The sequence below is a fragment of the Peribacillus sp. NPDC097264 genome, from assembly GCF_050277925.1.
Classification (GTDB): domain Bacteria; phylum Bacillota; class Bacilli; order Bacillales; family DSM-1321; genus Peribacillus.
Map to the genome: position 1 here is coordinate 99,683 of NZ_JBNNSR010000003.1, position 17,385 is coordinate 117,067.

16 protein-coding genes are annotated in these 17,385 nt (G+C 42.4%); 1 reads left to right on the forward strand and 15 read right to left on the reverse strand.

The genetic code is table 11. The features are described 5' to 3' along the window. Window positions 1–24: 24 nt before the first annotated feature. From ACQKL0_RS05805 to ACQKL0_RS05820, 4 genes are all read right to left on the reverse strand, one after another. The gene (locus ACQKL0_RS05805; RefSeq protein ID WP_427686606.1) at window positions 25–1,311 is read right to left on the reverse strand and encodes a hypothetical protein; all 1,287 of its coding nucleotides are present in this window, start codon (window positions 1,309–1,311) and stop codon (window positions 25–27) included. 186 nt (window positions 1,312–1,497) lie between these two features. Then, window positions 1,498–2,187: an ABC transporter ATP-binding protein gene (locus tag ACQKL0_RS05810; protein WP_402987339.1), complete on the reverse strand. Its 690-nt coding sequence runs from the start codon at window positions 2,185–2,187 to the stop codon at window positions 1,498–1,500. After that, window positions 2,187–2,564, reverse strand: coding sequence for a GntR family transcriptional regulator (locus tag ACQKL0_RS05815; RefSeq protein WP_402986387.1), 378 nt, complete (start codon window positions 2,562–2,564; stop codon window positions 2,187–2,189). Before ACQKL0_RS05815 ends, ACQKL0_RS05810 begins: the two co-directional genes overlap by 1 nt. A gap of 4 nt (window positions 2,565–2,568) precedes the next feature. Beyond that, window positions 2,569–3,354 (reverse strand): hypothetical protein, encoded by a 786-nt coding sequence (locus ACQKL0_RS05820; protein WP_402986389.1) that lies wholly within the window; start codon window positions 3,352–3,354, stop codon window positions 2,569–2,571. Window positions 3,355–3,509: 155 nt separating this feature from the next. On the opposite strand from ACQKL0_RS05820, the gene ACQKL0_RS05825 reads away from it, so the two are divergent. After that, window positions 3,510–4,439, forward strand: coding sequence for a LytR family transcriptional regulator (locus tag ACQKL0_RS05825; protein ID WP_427686608.1), 930 nt, complete (start codon window positions 3,510–3,512; stop codon window positions 4,437–4,439). A gap of 460 nt (window positions 4,440–4,899) precedes the next feature. On the opposite strand, the gene ACQKL0_RS05830 is transcribed toward ACQKL0_RS05825, so the two are convergent. The 11 genes from ACQKL0_RS05830 to ACQKL0_RS05880 form a co-directional block, all read right to left on the reverse strand. After that, entirely contained in the window at window positions 4,900–5,358 is a 459-nt protein-coding gene (locus ACQKL0_RS05830) for a hypothetical protein (protein ID WP_427686610.1), read from the reverse strand. 77 nt (window positions 5,359–5,435) lie between these two features. After that, window positions 5,436–5,939 (reverse strand): VanZ family protein, encoded by a 504-nt coding sequence (locus ACQKL0_RS05835; RefSeq protein ID WP_427686612.1) that lies wholly within the window; start codon window positions 5,937–5,939, stop codon window positions 5,436–5,438. Between the two features lie 579 nt (window positions 5,940–6,518). After that, on the reverse strand, window positions 6,519–7,934 hold the full coding sequence (locus ACQKL0_RS05840; RefSeq protein ID WP_427686613.1) for a S8 family peptidase: 1,416 nt from the start codon (window positions 7,932–7,934) through the stop codon (window positions 6,519–6,521). Window positions 7,935–8,065: 131 nt separating this feature from the next. Next, complete coding sequence (locus ACQKL0_RS05845) at window positions 8,066–9,949, reverse strand: S8 family serine peptidase (RefSeq protein WP_427686615.1); 1,884 nt, start codon at window positions 9,947–9,949, stop codon at window positions 8,066–8,068. 151 nt (window positions 9,950–10,100) lie between these two features. Further along, window positions 10,101–10,808: an ABC transporter ATP-binding protein gene (locus ACQKL0_RS05850; protein ID WP_402869791.1), complete on the reverse strand. Its 708-nt coding sequence runs from the start codon at window positions 10,806–10,808 to the stop codon at window positions 10,101–10,103. Next, on the reverse strand, window positions 10,808–11,590 hold the full coding sequence (locus ACQKL0_RS05855; protein WP_402869793.1) for an ABC transporter ATP-binding protein: 783 nt from the start codon (window positions 11,588–11,590) through the stop codon (window positions 10,808–10,810). Before ACQKL0_RS05855 ends, ACQKL0_RS05850 begins: the two co-directional genes overlap by 1 nt. Then, window positions 11,562–12,527 carry a branched-chain amino acid ABC transporter permease gene (locus tag ACQKL0_RS05860; RefSeq protein WP_402958251.1) on the reverse strand — a complete coding sequence of 322 codons (966 nt, stop codon included), beginning with the start codon at window positions 12,525–12,527 and terminating at the stop codon, window positions 11,562–11,564. Before ACQKL0_RS05860 ends, ACQKL0_RS05855 begins: the two co-directional genes overlap by 29 nt. Before the next feature lie 13 nt (window positions 12,528–12,540). Further along, window positions 12,541–13,419, reverse strand: a complete 879-nt coding sequence (locus tag ACQKL0_RS05865; RefSeq protein WP_402869797.1) for a branched-chain amino acid ABC transporter permease — start codon at window positions 13,417–13,419, stop codon at window positions 12,541–12,543. A 128-nt stretch (window positions 13,420–13,547) separates the two neighbouring features. After that, window positions 13,548–14,735 (reverse strand): ABC transporter substrate-binding protein, encoded by a 1,188-nt coding sequence (locus ACQKL0_RS05870; RefSeq protein ID WP_427686618.1) that lies wholly within the window; start codon window positions 14,733–14,735, stop codon window positions 13,548–13,550. A 512-nt stretch (window positions 14,736–15,247) separates the two neighbouring features. Then, entirely contained in the window at window positions 15,248–16,435 is a 1,188-nt protein-coding gene (locus ACQKL0_RS05875) for an ABC transporter substrate-binding protein (protein WP_402986408.1), read from the reverse strand. 155 nt (window positions 16,436–16,590) lie between these two features. Continuing rightward, complete coding sequence (locus tag ACQKL0_RS05880; protein WP_427686620.1) at window positions 16,591–17,352, reverse strand: tRNA threonylcarbamoyladenosine dehydratase; 762 nt, start codon at window positions 17,350–17,352, stop codon at window positions 16,591–16,593. Window positions 17,353–17,385 lie beyond the last annotated feature (33 nt).

Genomic DNA, 17,385 nt, shown 5'->3' on the forward strand with positions numbered 1-17,385 from the left:
CGGATTTTCATCCGAGGTCACCTCTTATTTTTCTTTTTTATAGGAAACAGCCACTCTTCCGCTTTCCTGCTGTCCTGACTTGGTTACCGTCACGTATACTTTGCCCGACTTCTTACCGAGCTGCTTTATAGAAAGAGTGAGCTTTTTGCCTTTCGACGTCCCTTTCACCCACACATTTCCTTTGCTTTTTGCCTTATAAACCTTAACGACATCGCCTTTGGCAAGGGAACTGATGACTACGGTATCGGCTTTTCCCTTATGATTCGTCACCTTGACCTGGCTTGTCTTCACGGAAGGCGAGGTTTCGCCCTTAAACGTTTGGGCGACACGATCACTTTCCCTCAAGGGTGATTTCATCACGGTCACGTAGACCTTCCCTGTCTTTTTGCCAAGCTGGTTGATCTTAAAGCTCACTGAAGTGCCTTTCGCCGTTGTTTTCCCTATGACATTCCCTTTGCTTTTGGCATCATACACTGTGACGACATCACCTTTTTTCAGGCTGCTTACCTTTACACTATCCACTTTGCCTGTATTGTTCGTCACCTTGATTTGGGAGGTCTTTAATGGTATGGTCCTATCCGAAATCGAAAATTCATAAGGAACATCAACCGAATCATCATAATTTTCCATCACGAAGTAATAGGTCCCTTTTTTCATATAGGTTGTGAGGCTTCCATTTTCATTCGAATATAATTCTGCCAACTTTTTATTGGAACGATCTTGGATAGATCCACGCCATATCGTGTCCCGTTTTTGTTTCATGTTCAATGTCACATTCCCATTTTGCGGGACGATGAATGTAAAGAAATCGCGATCATCAGAGTGACTAATGACCCCTTTATATGTGGCATTCAGGTTGATGGCATTCGCTGTAGCTACCTTATCATTGGACTCTTTTTCGTAATACGGGCTTTTTGTATATTTCGTGGAAAATTGATAATCCGCTTTGGAGCCTTGCCCGCCACTATTGTTGATCCGCACATAATACGTCCCTTTAGGCAAACCTACTTGCACTTCATCAAACCCGGATGTATCATCCTGTCTTTTCGTATAAACGAACGTATAGATGTAGCCTTTACTATTCTGGATATGTCCCTCAAAAGAGGTCTTGGCATTCCGTTTGATCGATAACGTGACATTTCCCGGCTCAGTTAAAATTACTTTATACAAAATCTCCTTCTTATTAGCTAAAGAACCCTTATACATCTTGTTCACGTTAATCGTTTTAGCTTGATTCACGGTCGAAGCCGCATGTACATCCGCTTTTCCTGCCACTGAGAACATAAAGATGCAAGCACCAAACATCATCAAAAACCTTATATACCTCTGTTTCCGCACACGTTTCATTTCCCTTCATATGTAAATTAGTAGTTAAATGATATTAGTTATATTTTCCTATTAATCCATAAGTTTATCAACATTTTCTTATGTGGTAATTATACCCAAAAGCTTTTTTACAATAAAAAGACCCCAAATCCTCATTTGGAGTCCTACTAATCACCTATAATGTGCTTTCATCCATCCCACTACCGATTCCCCGTTTCTTTCACGGATGCCTTCCACTTCCTCTTTGGCAATGATTTGCCCATCCTGGATCAATAGCACTTCATCCAGGACCTTCTCGATATCATCGATTTCGTGCGTCGTGATGATGACCGTTTGTTTTTCAAAATCAATATACGTAAGCAGGCTGCGAACAATCTCTTCACGAACCATCACATCCAAGCCTGAAAATGGTTCATCCAATAATACGATTGGTGCCTCCCGTGACAACGCCAGCACCAATTTAAGACGGCCCCTGTTTCCCTTCGACATAGAACTGACTTTCTTTGAAACATCCAGCTTCATGAATGCCAGCATTTCCATGGCCTTTTTATGATTGAAATCAGTAAACTGCGAAGCATGAAAATCAATATAATGACCGACCGTAAACGCGGGGTAGAAAAAATCTAACTCCGTCAAATACGACACGCAAGAGGCAATCCTCCTGCTTACCTTATCTCCCTCGACCGTCACCTCACCATGATCCGGTTTCACCAAACCGGCAATCAGTTTGAGCAGGGTCGACTTACCGCTTCCATTGGCCCCTAACACACCATAAATCTTTCCTACATCAAACGAAAGTGAAACACGATCCAGTGCCACAATTTTTCCATACTTCTTCGTCACTTCCTGCATTTCAATCATCATTCCACATCACCCCGTTCTGTCAAAAATGCCTGTACCGCCGTGAGCATTTCCGGCTTTGACAAGCCAATCTCTTTCATATTTTCCACGAACGTTTCCATGATTTCCGTTTGGATCCGCACCCGTAACGAAGCGATCAAGGTTGGATCATTTTTAACGAATGTTCCCTGCCCCCTTTTTGTCTCCACAATTCCATCCCTTTCAATCTCAGCATACGTGCGCTGTATCGTATTTGGATTAACGCCTGTTTGAATAGCCATCTCCCGAACCGATGGTAGCTTTTCACCACTTTTTATCTCCCCGCGGACAATCGAATAACAAATTCGATCCGCTACCTGTAAATAAATCGGCTTTGTCGCATGAAACTCCTCTGTCATACACTTACACCTCGATCTTTCGGTCCAGCAGCCAACATGAAGCTAGGAATAATAACACTAACGTGATGATATCCAACCCGGTTGTCAGAAGGGATATGCCTCCCGTATTTAGATAAAATTTCAAATTATCAGCCGACATGGTAAATGAAGAGTCACTCAAAACGTCCACGACCCAGACCGTATCCATTTGTTGATAAACAGCCGTACTTTCATACCAGCTCCCCACCATGACCATCCCTATAAATAGAAGGGAAACGATCAGCCAACGAAACGGTTTAATGGCTGACACCCGAGCCAATGCATGGTAAACCACCCATAAAAATAACATGACCAGGGCAAGGAAAAGACTGACCGCCATCAAGAAAATACCCATTTGGAGTAAATTATAGAATGACATCATACTCTCCGTGTGAAAACTCACACCAAAATTGCTCGTCGGAATCCTCATGGTCACAAAAGTGAGCAGGCAGGCAAACAGCAATGACATCCCCTGGAACAGTACACTGATCAACAATTTACTACCTAGTAGCATCCCGGAAGACTGTGGATTATACAACCAGACTTGTGCCTTCCCTTCCACATTCAAACGACTACATATAAGGAAAATCATAATCAGCGGATGCATCAACATGACCATCGGTGAACTGATGTAAAACAAACCAGCCACTTCGAAATACTTCGCAAGTAAATAGGCAACAAATACTAGCCCCGCCTGTGCTAGCAGCAACCAAAGAAGCACCGACTTCCCGATCAGCCACTCCTTTTGCATCAATCCTCTAAATGCTTTCACTTCCCCATCCCCTTTACCACTGTGTTAGTTAAATAGTACACAAAGACACCATAAAATGTCAAAGGTATTATAAAATAGCAAAAAAAAACTATTCTTTCAATCTCGAATTTACTATAATAGACTAAGTGATTACATAGCGAGGAAGGAAGTTAAACATGAGACATGATAAAAAGAAGAAAAAGAAACGAACTTGGCTCAAAGTAGTCGGAGTCATCGTCCTTCTTTTTGTACTAGCCGGGGGAGCATTCGCATTCTCCGTTTGGAATTCCTTAACAAAAACCGTCGAAACCATGCATACGCCTATAGACCGGAATACAGATAAACGAACAGAAAAGCTCGAACTATCAGATCAGGAGCCTTTTTCCATGCTGATGCTCGGTGTCGATGAACGGGATGGCGACAAAGGCCGTTCGGATACGATGATTGTCTTAACCGTCAATCCAGAACTAAAATCCGTGAAAATGCTAAGTATCCCGCGTGATACCCGTACAGAAATTGTCGGACACGGCACTCAAGATAAGATCAACCACGCCTTTGCATTCGGCGGCGCCGAGATGGCGATGGATACAGTCGAGAATTTCCTTGATATTCCGATTGACTACTATATGAAGATCAATATGGAAGGCTTTAAAGATATCGTGGACGCAGTCGGCGGTGTCACCGTCCAAAACGATTTGAACTTCACTGAAGAGGGGACGACCTTCAACAAAGGCATGATCGAACTGAACGGTAAAGAGGCGTTGAGCTATGCCAGAATGAGATACGAAGATCCTAATGGTGATTTCGGGCGTCAATCCAGACAGCGTGCCATTATCGAAGCTGTCATTAAAGAAGGGGCAAGCGTATCAACCTTAACGAGTTACGGCGACGTATTCGACGCGCTAAGTAAAAATATCCAGACTAATTTGACGTTTGATGACATGATGGACATTCAAAAGAATTATCGGGACGCAAGCAATGACATTTCCCAATCATCCATAATCGGTACCGGAACGAAAATCGACGGAATCTACTACTATCTTGTGTCGGAAGAAGAACAAAAAAAGGTTCAAACAGAATTAAAGGAACATTTAACCGTCAAATAACGCAAAATGAAGAAGCTGCCTGGACCGCATCCAGACAGCTTTTTCATTTTACCTATCCAACATTCTGACAAAAAACGGACACCCATTGTAGAGATTTGTTGGAATTTTTGTTGTTTATTAGAGGGGAAAAGACGGTATAATCTAACTAAGAGCTAAGATATTCCTTCTTCCCCTTGAACCTTTCATTACGAGAATCAACTTTCATAGACACAAGGCCATGCGAATTATCATGCTTAAATCTAAACAGTTCAAAAAAACAAAAGGAGTGGATTGTATGAAAATCAAGGCAGGTAGTTGGGCAATGCTAAGCAAACAAGACAAAATGTTTATTCTAAAGGCCATCAGTGATCGCTCTAGAATGAAATATGCTTCATGATTAATACCTTAATCCGTCAATTCCCTTATAAATATCCTCTCCCTTTTCGATAAAAGGAGCGAAATGTTGAAAAAGGAGAGGCATCTATTCAAAGCGATAATCCCAAAACAGACGCCATTCGCCTTTTTCCTTCACTACATAACAATCCTGCTCGATAGTAAATATGCCATACTGAGACTCAAACACCTGTGTGACAGGAACCCTGTACGCTTTTTTATGGACCTTACCACCTTTCCCCATGCTCCAATCCTTCACTTTCTTTGAACGCCCCACTTCATACTGAAAGGTTTCCACATCCATATGCTGCAGAAAGACATGAGCCCGATTCTGTACATAATCCGCACGATCCGGAAACCGCAGCTTCATTTCAGCACTCAATAAATCCCACGACTTCCCGAATTCCGCCTCACTCTCGTACGCATAAAAATCATCCACTAATCGCTCAGGTCCACTGGGCCACAGGAACAAAATACAGACAATTGCAGCTAAAATTATTAAAAAAAGAACCATCATTCCCGCTATACGCCTATTCTGTCTTCTCATCTTCATCACCTTCAGAAAGGCTATCCTATCCTTACATTATATCCATGAGAAAAACGACAAAAAAAGAAGCATGCTTATTAAACATACTTCTTACGTGCTGGGCGCCTCCACCATCTATTGACTATAAAAAAACACAAAATACCTAACAGTCCCCCGAACGTATCGATTATAACATCCTGCATCAAAGGCGTTCGCCCACCGGTGAATTTTTGATGCAATTCATCAGCACTCGCATAAAATAGCACGCAAACAAGTGCACCCGAAAGGCTAATAAACTTATTCTTCACAAAATCCCGCCAAACACCAAATGTCAAAAATCCGAATACAAAAAAGATAAAAAGATGCGCACCCTTTCGAATGAAAAACTCGAAAAAACCATCCACCCCAGCGGTATGAGCACTCACCTCAACACCACCATACAAAAAGGAAATACCCTCAAGCAATTCATACCAATAGGGCGTATTGAACCGTCCTAAAAAAGAAGCAAGACTCTGTTCTTCATACGTCTGTGAGGAAAAGGAGAAAATCAGCATTGCCCATAAAATAAGCAAAGCCGGGAATACCCACTTACGATTTATCATTTGATAGTCCTTCCATGAACTCTTTTAGTTTTATCCTTCAATCTTAATTCAACTTTTGAGAGCATCTATTAAATAAAAGTTAACTTCTAAAAAAATTTGGGAGTGTCAAAGAGGTCTTATGTATGGTTAATTACGGAAACGATTATATAAATCTCTTTGAAAGCGGCGAACTTTACCCTAACTAAACTTTCGGTGATTATGATTTTCCTGCCATCTATCTCCTCTGAAAATGAGAATGTCAAGTATTTAAAAAATCCCTCTGCCATGGCAGTCTTTTTTATCGTTATTTTAGTTTAATTTACCATTTTTTGATTTTCATAACAATAATATTGATGTTATTTTTGAATATCATGGCATTAAAAAACCATCTATTACATTTCCCTGAATTTAATCTTTCACTATTAACTAATTTTTATTGTCCAATTTACCCGGACTGTTAGGAGTATAGTTGCCTATTTCACCTTGCATGGTTGAATTATTGCTGTTTGCGTGGTTGAGTTATCCTTTTATTTATGAAGTGACAATGTTTAATCATCTTATATTAAACAGCCCCCGATTAATTCCGGAGGCTGTTTCTGTTTATTTTTTCGCTTTGACCACAGTTACGGTTCTTGCTTTGCTGGAATATCCCGCTTTGCTTTTGGCCGTAAAGGAAAGCTTGGTTCCTGCTTTTTGTTTCGTCTTCATCGTAATTTTAAATGTTCCCGCGCTGTTTGTTTTTGCTTTTCCCAGCTGGCTGCTTCCTTTTTTAACTGTAACGGTCGAGCCTTTTTCAGCTTTTCCTGTAATTGTTTTAGCATTGTCCTTGACTGTATGAACGGTTGGCTTTGCGACGTAGTTCACGGCCCTTTTGGCATTTACGCGCCCATTTCCGTAAAGATCGTCTTTTCCCTTTTTACCTAGGTCATCGGCCGTGCTGAATAGGCGTTCTTCGACCTGCGTATTCTTCAAGGTGGGCTTGTTCCCCCAGACCAAGGCTGCGACCCCTGTGACGATAGGTGCAGCCATCGATGTTCCTGTCATATAACCATACGATTTATAAGGAAGCGTTGAATAAATCGAATCACCAGGGGCAGCCAAATCAATATTGGTTCCATAATTGGAATAGTCGGCAATTCGATCTTTCTTTGACGTCGCACTGACGGAAATGACGTTCTCATAGGAAGCGGGATAACTGTTCCAGTAAGTATCTTCATTTCCAGCTGCGGCAACGATGACCAATCCCATATCATGGGCATACTGGATGGCTTGATCTTCACTATAAGAATAATTGAAGCCTCCTAAACTCATATTGATAATATTGGCCCCATATTCCACGGCATAATAAATGGTATAGATGAGATCAGAGGAATAGCCATATTCTCCCCTAAATATATTAATCGGCATGATTCTAGTATTCGGGGCGACACCCGTTCCGCCAGCTCCATTATTCATCGTAGCCGCAATGATTCCGGCCACATGTGTTCCATGTTCTCCTGCCGGCAAATGGGGGCTAAAGTTCACCATGTTATAGGGAGCAAAGAATTTTCCTTTTAAATCGGGATGATTAAGGTCTGTCCCGTTGTCAATGACGGCCACTATAATACTTTTCGAGCCCTTCGTCTTGTCCCAGGCTTTCTCGGTTTGGATCAACTTGTGATGATATTGCTTCGTATAATGGGGATCACTCGGTCTTTTCATCAATTGAATGAGATGATCTGGTTCCACGTACTCAATATTTTTATCTTTTTCTAGCTTCCTTATAAAACCAACTAGGCTTGTGTCATCCGGGACTTCCATCGTTTTCAACAGACCCTGTTGATCTATCGTTTTCTCGCTCACCTTGTACTTTTTCAAACTACCTTCTTTGGCTGTAGGCTTCATCTTGACAATGACCCGATCTGTTTCAATCGCGGTTGGATTGGCTTGTTCAGCTGCTAGTGTAGGTGGACCGTTACCAACGCCAATTTGGATGCAAAAGGCGATGATAACCAATAAAGAAAACATCCGCTTCATACTCATCCCCTCTTCCCCGTACTCATGAACTATAAATTTACCAAGTTATCAACTAATGCATATACTTATTTCACGGTATTTAGTACAAAAAAACCTCCAAGATTCTCGGAGGCTTCCTTTCTATTATAATTTTACTTTTTCACGGTCACTTTTCTTGACTTACTTGCATTCTTTGCCTCGTCTTTTGCGTAGACATACACGATTTTCCCGGCACTTTGCTTAGGAATCTTGACCGTGAAGCTGTCTTTGTTCGAAGCTTTAGCAGAGCCAATGACTTTTCCCGATGCTTTGACATATACGGTGGAGCTTGCTTCTGCCTTCCCTGTTACCTTTGTTGTTTTAGGCGTGACTTTATTGACTGTCGGAATGCTTGGGGCGGTTTTATCCTTAACCGTCACCTTTTTGGCAGGGCTTTTGTTTCCTGCTTTATCGGTTGCGATTAAAGTCAGCACTTTTCCAGCCTTTTGCTTTTTCGTCATCGTCACGGTGAATGTGCCTGAGCTGTTGGTGGTTGCCTTTCCAAGCGTAGTGGTTCCCGTTTGGACGGTCACTTTGGAACTCGCTTCCGCTTTCCCCGTCACCTTTGTCGTATTGTCACCCACAGCATTTACTGTCGGCTTAGGTGGTGCGGTTTTATCGGTAACGGTAAGGAAGACCGGCACGCTTTTATTACCTGTTTTATCGACTAATCGTACATACACTTTCTGGCCAGCCTTCTGTTTGGCAACCGTCGCTGAAAATGTCTTTTCCCCGTTGATTTTCACCGTGGCAAGTGTTATTTTCTTCGTATAAATGGAGACGGTTCCGGTTGTAAACTGGCTAGGTATCGTCCCTTTAATCTTTGTATCCCTATCTGAGATGCCTGTCACAGAAGGTCTACTGAGGGTCTTCATCTCAAGTGCCTTTTTTGCATTGACACGCCCGTTACCATAATAGACATCTTTTCCTTTTGTGCCTAGATCGACAGCCGAGTCATATAATCGATATTCCACCGCTAATTGGGAAAGTTTCGGTTCATTGGACCAAATCAATGCGGCTACACCGGTAACAACGGGTGTCGCCATGGACGTTCCGCTCATAAAGGCATATCGATTATAAGGAAACGTTGAAAGGATTTTATCCCCGGGGGCTGTAATATCCACCGAAGAATCGTAATTGGAATAAGTTGCGCGCTTATCTTTTGACGTGGTGGCACCCACTGAAATGACATGGCTGAAGGCGGCAGGGTATACACGCTTATTGCTCTTTTTCAAATCCCCTTCATTTCCAGCCGCCGCAATAATCAGAACCCCTTCTTTATACGCCTCCTGGACCGCTTTATCTAGCGCTTTTGAATAATAGGTCTCTCCTAGACTCATATTAATTATGTCGGCTCCGTTTTCTATTGCATAATGGATGGCTTCTATGATATCGACCGTATCTGCATATTTCCCATCAAAAACGTTAATCGGCATAATTTTTATAGTAGGGGCCACACCTGCACCTCCTAGTTTATTGTTAGCAGAGCCGGCAATGATGCCCGCAACATGCGTTCCATGTTCTCCTTTGGGCAGGATATTCATTCTCTCACGCACGGTATCATAACCTTTATAAATCTTTCCTTTTAAATCTTCATGATTACGGTCAATGCCATCATCAATGATGGCCACGATCATTTCTTTTGAGCCCATGGTCTTTTTCCATGCAGCTTTCGTCCCGATTTTTTGATGATGCCATTGATCCTTAAAAATAGGGTCAGACAGACTTTCCATCTTACTAAAAAGATAGTTTGGCTCTGCATACTCTACCTTTTTCTGATCTTCAAGCTTCTCTATTAGTTTTTCTGTGGTTTGCCCTTTAGGGATGTCTACCGCCTCAATTAATTCGCTGATAGGCTCATCATTTGTTTCTATATATTTTACAATGACACCATCGGCATTAGGAGCTTCCTCTGCAAAAACGGCTTCTGGCTGTTGAATTGGCAAAAATGTTAAAAGAAGTGCGATAGGTAGGATGGACTGAAATAATTTTTGCATGGAATCACTCCAATAGATTGTTATGGGGACTTTTTCATTAGTTCCCTCTATCTAAATTGTATACTGATAGATTTAGATTTACTAATCTTTTCATCTAGTCAATATGAATCATTTCCATTTTTATCAAAAGAAAAAACCGCAATTTGCGGTTTCAGTGTCCTCCTAAATAGGCATTCTTGATTTCTTCACTTGCCGTTAATTCCTCAGCTTGACCGGATAGGACGATGCGGCCCGTTTCCACTACATACGCTCGATCAGCAATGGATAAGGCAAGGTTCGCATTTTGTTCGACGAGTAGAATGGTCGTGCCCGTTTTATTGATTTCTTCAATGATGCTGAAAATCTGTTTCACCAGTAACGGTGCAAGTCCCATCGAAGGCTCATCCAATAAGAGCAGACGCGGCTTTGCCATGAGGGCCCGACCCATCGCGAGCATTTGCTGCTCTCCGCCAGAAAGGGTTCCCGATTGTTGCTTCAGTCTCTCAAGCAAGCGTGGAAATAGTTCGTATACCTTTTCCATATCTTTTTTGATCTCTGCCTTGTCTTTTCGTAAATAAGCACCTAGTTGAAGATTTTCTTCCACCGTCATGTTGGCGAAAACACGGCGTCCTTCCGGGACATGCGAGATTCCCATCTTCACGATCGATTGGGCAGGTTTGCCACCGATTGATTGATTCTCATAAAGAATCTTTCCTTGTTTCGGTTTCAATAAGCCGGAAATCGTCTTGAGCATCGTACTTTTACCTGCTCCGTTCGCCCCAATCAGGGTGACGATTTCACCTTGGTTGATTGTGAGGGAGACACCCCTTAATGCCTGTATGTTCCCGTAATATACGTTAATATCCTCGATTGTTAACATTATGAAACCTCCTCGCCCAGATAGGCCTCGATGACTTTTGGATTGTTACGTATTTCTTCCGGCTTTCCTTGAGCGATCAACTGGCCATGATCGAGCACATAGATACGCTCGCATACACCCATGACAAGTGGCATATCGTGTTCAATCAACAGCACGGTCAAGTCAAATTTCTCACGGATTAGCGCAATCAATTTCATCAGCTCGTGTGTTTCCTGAGGATTCATCCCAGCTGCTGGTTCATCGAGTAAGAGCAGTTTGGGATTAGCGGCAAGGGCACGGGCAATTTCCAAGCGCCTTTGCTGACCATACGGCAGGTTTTTCGCCTTTTCATCCTTGTATCGATCCAGATTGAAGATCTTCAGGAATTCAATGGCCTTTTCCTCCATTTCCTGTTCCCCTTTAAAATGGGTGGGGAAACGCAAGATGGAACTGACAATGCTATGTTTCGAAAGAGAATGATAGGCTACTTTTACGTTATCAATCACCGAAAGTTCACTGAACAAACGGATATTCTGGAACGTCCGGCTGATTCCTTTTTGTGTGATTTTATAGGGCGGACGTTTCCTTAAGTTTTCCCCGTCTAGGGAAATGGTGCCCTCAGTCGGGACATAAACCCCAGTCAATAAGTTGAAAAAGGTCGTTTTCCCAGCTCCATTCGGTCCGATTAAACCGACCAATTCCCCCGGGTACAACTCGACGTTAACATCGGATACCGCTTTAAGCCCTCCAAACTGGATGCCGACCGAGTCGACTTTAAGCAGCGGTGTTTTTGTTGTTGCCATGGCTGCTGCCTCCTTTACGATTGAACATGGACGTTATTTCTTTCGTTCCCATCAAGCCTTGTGGACGATAAATCATCATCACAATCAGAACAAGGCTGTAAATGATCATTCTTGTTTCTGGATAGTCTTGCAGGAATGTCGTGACGACCGTAAGAAGGATAGCTGCCAATACGGAACCGGATAAGCTTCCAAGTCCACCGAGTACGACTAGAATTAAGATATCGAATGATTTCAAGAACCCAAAGTTCGACGGTTGGATAATATAGAAGTTGTGGGCATATAACCCTCCAGCGATTCCAGCAAAGAAAGCACCGATTGCAAACGCGACAACTTTATAATAGGTTGTGTTAATCCCCATCGAGTCGGCTGCCGTTTCGTCCTCACGGATCGAGATGCAGGCCCTTCCATGTGTCGAACTTGTAAAGTTCCGGATGACAAGGACCGTGATTAGTACGGAACCGAACACCCATGGCCATGTAGTCAAATGCGATACTTGCATTCCGCTTGCCCCGCCTACATAGTCAATATTCAAGAGCACGATCCGGACGATTTCTCCAAATCCCAAGGTCGCGATTGCCAGGTAATCCCCTTTAAGACGCAAGCTTGGAATCCCAATGATCAAACCGGCAAGCGCTGCGACCAACCCACCTATAATCAATGCCAGGGGAAAGGGCATTTGCAACTTCATGGTAACGACAGCTGAAGCGTATGCACCGACGGCCAGAAATCCGGCATGTCCGATTGAAAATTGACCGGTAATCCCGATGATTAAATGTAGGCTCGTTGCCAAAATAATATTGATCCCGATGAACATGAGCGTATTTTGATAAAAAGGATTCAAAGAACCGCCGCCGATCAGTACCTGGACCACGGCGAAAAAGATCAGTGATAGGACGATCGAGAGCCAAAAACCTTTGGCTCGCTTAAAAGTAGTCATAGCTTTGTCTCCCTTATACTTTTTCTTTTTTGTTTTTACCGAACAAGCCTTGTGGCATGAAAATCAAGATAAGAATCAGTACGATAAAGGCTACGGCATCCCGCCATAATGAATAGCCGGCGGCACTGACCAAAGCCTCGATGACTCCAAGCAATAATCCTCCGACCATCGCACCCGGGATAATTCCGATTCCACCAAGCACCGCGGCTACGAATGCCTTCAACCCTGGGAGCACTCCCATCAAAGGCTCGATTTTTATATAATAGATACCGAAAATGACCCCTGCTGCTCCCGCTAATGCGGAACCGATTGCAAATGTTGCTGAAATCGTATTATTGACATTGATCCCCATCAGCTTAGCCGCATCTGCATCGAAAGAAACGGCACGCATCGCCTTCCCGATTTTCGTTCGATGAACAATGATTTGTAGAACGATCATCAATGCGACGGCTACGCCAAAGATCAATACCGACTGGCTGTTTATCGAAGCACCGAATATATTGATTTTATCCGAAGGCAATACATCACTCGGATAAGCTTCCGGCTGTGCACCACGGACATAGATGAATCCATATTCGATCAAAAGCGAAACACCGATGGCGGTTATAAGAGCGGCAATGCGCGTTGCATTGCGCAATGGCTTGTATGCGATCCGTTCAATTAATACGCCAAAGAGTGCACAGACCGTCATTGATATAAGAAGAGCTGGCACGAATGACAGTTCCAAAACCGTTATCGAGTAGAAACCAACGAATGATCCGACCATGAAGACGTCACCATGTGCGAAGTTTATCAGTTTAACAATTCCATACACCATCGTATATCCGAGAGCGATAAGGGCATAAATGCTACCGAGTGAAACTCCATTTATTAGCTGTTGTACCAATTCCATATTCGACTCTCCTTGAAAAATCTAATTTTATAATGCGGCACGTCTATTTTTTCAGTGGGTAAAAAATGAGAAGTCGCCAGCACCTTCTAATCGAAGAAGGGCCGGCGAAGGTTAAAACCTTTCCCAGATCATTCAGGATTGATTTTTGTATTGAATACCTGTTTTCCTTCTTTAAACTCAAGGATCGTAGCGGATTTGATTGGATTGTGTTTTTCATCTAATGTAAATGTTCCCGTCACAAGGCTAAGATCTTTTGTTTTTTCCAAAGCATCCTTGATCTTATCCGAATCCGAAGATTCGGCACGTTTAATGGCATCGGCAAGGAAGTAGCCAGTATCGTAGCCTAAAGCGTTAAAAGCATCAGGGGATTTGTCTTTGTATTCAGCCTTGAATGCCGACACAAAGTTCTGGATCTTTTCGTCAGGGTCACCTGAAGAATAATGGTTGGTGATGAATGTATTATTTAGAGCCTTCTCACCAGCAATTTCAACTAGTTTAGGAGAATCCCAACCATCGCCGCCCATGAATGGAACGTCAAGACCTGTTTCACGAGCCTGCTTAACGATCAATCCAGCTTCTTCATAGTAGCCTGGTAGGAAGATGAAATCCGGTTTTGCCGATTTCAGGCGAGTCAGTGTAGAACGGAAATCAGTATCCTTGGCAATATAAGCTTCTTCCGCTACAACTTTTCCACCATTTTTTTCGAATTGTTCCTTAAAAGCTGCCGCTAACCCTTTTGAATAATCGCTTGCACTATCAATATAGATGGCTGCGCTTTTTGCTTTGATTTCGCTAGTGGCGAAATTCGCTGCCACGGTTCCTTGGAAAGGATCGATAAAGCTTGTTCTGAAAACATAATCATTCAATTTATCATCTTTATATGTGATTTCTGGGCTTGTCCCAGAAGGAGAGATGACCGGAACCTTATTATCTTGGGCAATCTGCACCTGTGCGATTGTATTCGTACTCGTTGCGGCACCGACGATCGCTGTCACCTTATCTTGAGAAGTCAGCTTGATGGCACCACTAGTCGCTTCAGCCGCTTCCGATTTATTATCAACTGGTATAAGTTTAATTTTTTTTCCATCAATGCCTTCTTTGTTAATCTCGTCAGTCGCAAGCTTGAGGCCTTCTGAAATCGATTGTCCATAAGAGGCTACTCCCCCTGATAATTCAAGGTTCACACCGATTTTGATCGTGTCTCCCTCTTCACCCTTTTTTGATGTTGAAGCAGAGTCCGATCCGGAACAACCTGCCAATACCCCCGCTGCAAGTGATAGCGAAAGAAATGCACTTGCTAATTTCTTCTTTTTCATAATGAACCCCCTATTTTGTAATCTTTGTTTGTGGCGCATGAATAATTATTCAATACGCTGCCTAAATAGTAGATAAATATAAATATTTACAATTTAATAAATATTTTGAAAATAGTGTACCGCATAATTTTCATCACGTCTAGATGTAAAATCCATGAACATTTCCTCCAATAGTCTATTTCTCATAGACCATGGCAGGCTATTATTATATTGAAATATGCCATCCTCGTTTTTAATAGAGAAAAATCAAAGAGTTTCGTTATTTTAGTGTTATAAATCTACGTATAACATCGGTCATGTTTTAATCTGTCATTGGTAACACCCCACCTAATTATTTCCTTAATTTTCTATTCTCTAGTATCCTGATAGGTTTTTACACCTACATCCAGCTCGTATCTTTTATACAGATTTCTATTTCAAAATTGTATAATACTATATAAATATGCACGTATTTCTGCTGGTTATTACAACAAAAAGACCGCCATATGGCGGTCCCTTTGGATCAATCGAAATCACGGATCAATCTTCGTATTAAAGGTCTGCTTACCATCCACATATTCCAAGATGGTGGCCGATTTAATCGGATCATGATTTTCATCCAAGTTCAAGGTTCCTGATACTAATTCGAAATCCTTTACTTCTTCTAATGCTTTTCTGATATTTTCAGATGTTGGATCTCCGGCTCTTTTAATGGCATCAGCCAAATAGTAACCAGTGTCATAGCCTAATGCAGCAAAAGCATCAGGTGTTTTCTTGTATTCCGCTTTGAATGCTGAAACGAAATCTTGAATCTTAGCGTCTTCATCTTCCGGCGAATAGTGATTAGTGATATAGGTGTTCTTCAAAGCTTCTGCCCCGGCAATTTCCACGACTTTTGGTGAATCCCAGCCGTCTCCACCCATGAACGGAAGGTCCATTCCATTTTCCCGGGCTTGCTTCAGGATCAGACCAACTTCTTCATAGTAACCTGGAAGAAATACGAATTCTGGTTTTGCGGACTTGATACGAGTCAATGTCGCACGGAAATCAGTATCTTTTGTCACATAGGCTTCTTCCGAAACGATTTTCCCTCCATTTTTCGTAAAGGCTTCCTTAAAGGCTGCAGCTAGTCCTTTTGAGTAATCGCTTGCACTGTCAACATAAATGGCAGCGGTCTTCGCCTTCACTTCATCTGTTGCAAAATTGGCTGCAACGGTTCCTTGGAATGGATCGATGAAGCACGTTCTAAACACATAATCATTCAATTTTCCAGCTTTGTTCGTGATATCGGGATTTGTTGCTGTTGGTGTAAGTAGAGGAATCTTGTTATCCTGTGCGACTTGAACTTGTGCTAACGTGTTTGTACTTGTAGCGGATCCTACAATCGCCACTACTTTATCTTGACTGACAAGTTTAATCGAACCGTTCGTTGCTTCTGCTGCATCCGATTTATTATCCACTTTTTTAATTTCAATTTTCTTACCATTAATTCCTTCTTTATTGATTTCATTGATGGCCAATTGCAAACCATCCATTGCAGACTGACCAAATGAGGCCGTCCCACCTGACAATTCAAGGTTGGCACCAATTTTTATGGTGTCTCCTGAACTGGATGATCCTCCGCCTGAACTACTGGTTTTCGAGTCACCATTGCAACCTGCCAGTGCCCCTGCGATTAATGATAGTGATAGAACCATGCCTGCTAACTTTTTCTTTTTCATTTGAAACCCCCTTTTTCTTTAGAAAACAAAAAGAATATTCTGAAAATAATGTATCTCATTCTAGGTAGTTTGTCTATATTTTTCGGTAAAATAGTAAATATATGTAATTATCAAAACAAAAAACTGACCCTAGATCAGAGTCAGTTTACCGCTTATTAATCGTTAACACGACGAACTTCAATATCTTTTAATAGGTCATTAATGACCCAGCTTGCCGCAATTAAGCCGGCTACAGATGGAACGAACGCATTGGAAGATGGAGGCATTTGAGCTTTACGGATTTTCGCCTCATCATTACCGACCTCTTTCCGGACATCCTCACGTATCACAATTGGGCTTTCATCGGAAAATACAACCGGAATTCCTTTTGTGATGCCTTCTTTACGCAATCTTGTGCGGATGACTTTCGCAAGCGGATCGGTATGTGTTTTGGAAATATCGGCAATCTGGAAGCGGGTTGGATCCATTTTATTTGCGGCACCCATACTTGCGATGATCTTGATATTTCGTTTCAGGCACTCTTTCATGACATGCATTTTGTAGATGACCGTATCGGATGCATCGATGACATAATCGAGATTATAACTGAAGAATTCCTCGAAGGTTTCTTCTGTATAAAACATCTTCAAGGCGATGACTTCACACTCCGGATTAATATCCTGAATGCGCTCTTTCATCAATTCGGCTTTTGGCTGACCCACAGTCGAAAGAAGCGCATGGATCTGTCTGTTTACATTTGTGATGTCCACATCATCTTTATCGACAAGGATAATCCGGCCAACACCTGTACGTGCCAACGCTTCGGCTGAAAAAGAACCGACTCCGCCTACACCAAGGACAGCGACCGTCGTGTTTTTCAACCGGTCCATGCCCTCTTTACCAATCGCTAGTTCATTTCGTGAAAACTGATGCAGCATATATTTTCAACTCCAATAAATTCTGATCTTATT

What these genes read in the sequence shown, in the direction of transcription:
- ACQKL0_RS05810 (WP_402987339.1), bottom strand. Translation starts at nt 2,187, where the DNA reads ATGATTGAAATGCAGGAAGTGACGAAGAAGTATGGAAAAATTGTGGCA.
- ACQKL0_RS05815 (WP_402986387.1), bottom strand. Translation starts at nt 2,564, where the DNA reads ATGACAGAGGAGTTTCATGCGACAAAGCCGATTTATTTACAGGTAGCG.
- ACQKL0_RS05825 (WP_427686608.1), top strand. Translation starts at nt 3,510, where the DNA reads ATGAGACATGATAAAAAGAAGAAAAAGAAACGAACTTGGCTCAAAGTA.
- ACQKL0_RS05830 (WP_427686610.1), bottom strand. Translation starts at nt 5,358, where the DNA reads ATGAGAAGACAGAATAGGCGTATAGCGGGAATGATGGTTCTTTTTTTA.
- ACQKL0_RS05835 (WP_427686612.1), bottom strand. Translation starts at nt 5,939, where the DNA reads ATGATAAATCGTAAGTGGGTATTCCCGGCTTTGCTTATTTTATGGGCA.
- ACQKL0_RS05840 (WP_427686613.1), bottom strand. Translation starts at nt 7,934, where the DNA reads ATGAAGCGGATGTTTTCTTTATTGGTTATCATCGCCTTTTGCATCCAA.
- ACQKL0_RS05845 (WP_427686615.1), bottom strand. Translation starts at nt 9,949, where the DNA reads ATGCAAAAATTATTTCAGTCCATCCTACCTATCGCACTTCTTTTAACA.
- ACQKL0_RS05850 (WP_402869791.1), bottom strand. Translation starts at nt 10,808, where the DNA reads ATGTTAACAATCGAGGATATTAACGTATATTACGGGAACATACAGGCA.
- ACQKL0_RS05855 (WP_402869793.1), bottom strand. Translation starts at nt 11,590, where the DNA reads ATGGCAACAACAAAAACACCGCTGCTTAAAGTCGACTCGGTCGGCATC.
- ACQKL0_RS05860 (WP_402958251.1), bottom strand. Translation starts at nt 12,527, where the DNA reads ATGACTACTTTTAAGCGAGCCAAAGGTTTTTGGCTCTCGATCGTCCTA.
- ACQKL0_RS05865 (WP_402869797.1), bottom strand. Translation starts at nt 13,419, where the DNA reads ATGGAATTGGTACAACAGCTAATAAATGGAGTTTCACTCGGTAGCATT.
- ACQKL0_RS05870 (WP_427686618.1), bottom strand. Translation starts at nt 14,735, where the DNA reads ATGAAAAAGAAGAAATTAGCAAGTGCATTTCTTTCGCTATCACTTGCA.
- ACQKL0_RS05875 (WP_402986408.1), bottom strand. Translation starts at nt 16,435, where the DNA reads ATGAAAAAGAAAAAGTTAGCAGGCATGGTTCTATCACTATCATTAATC.
- ACQKL0_RS05880 (WP_427686620.1), bottom strand. Translation starts at nt 17,352, where the DNA reads ATGCTGCATCAGTTTTCACGAAATGAACTAGCGATTGGTAAAGAGGGC.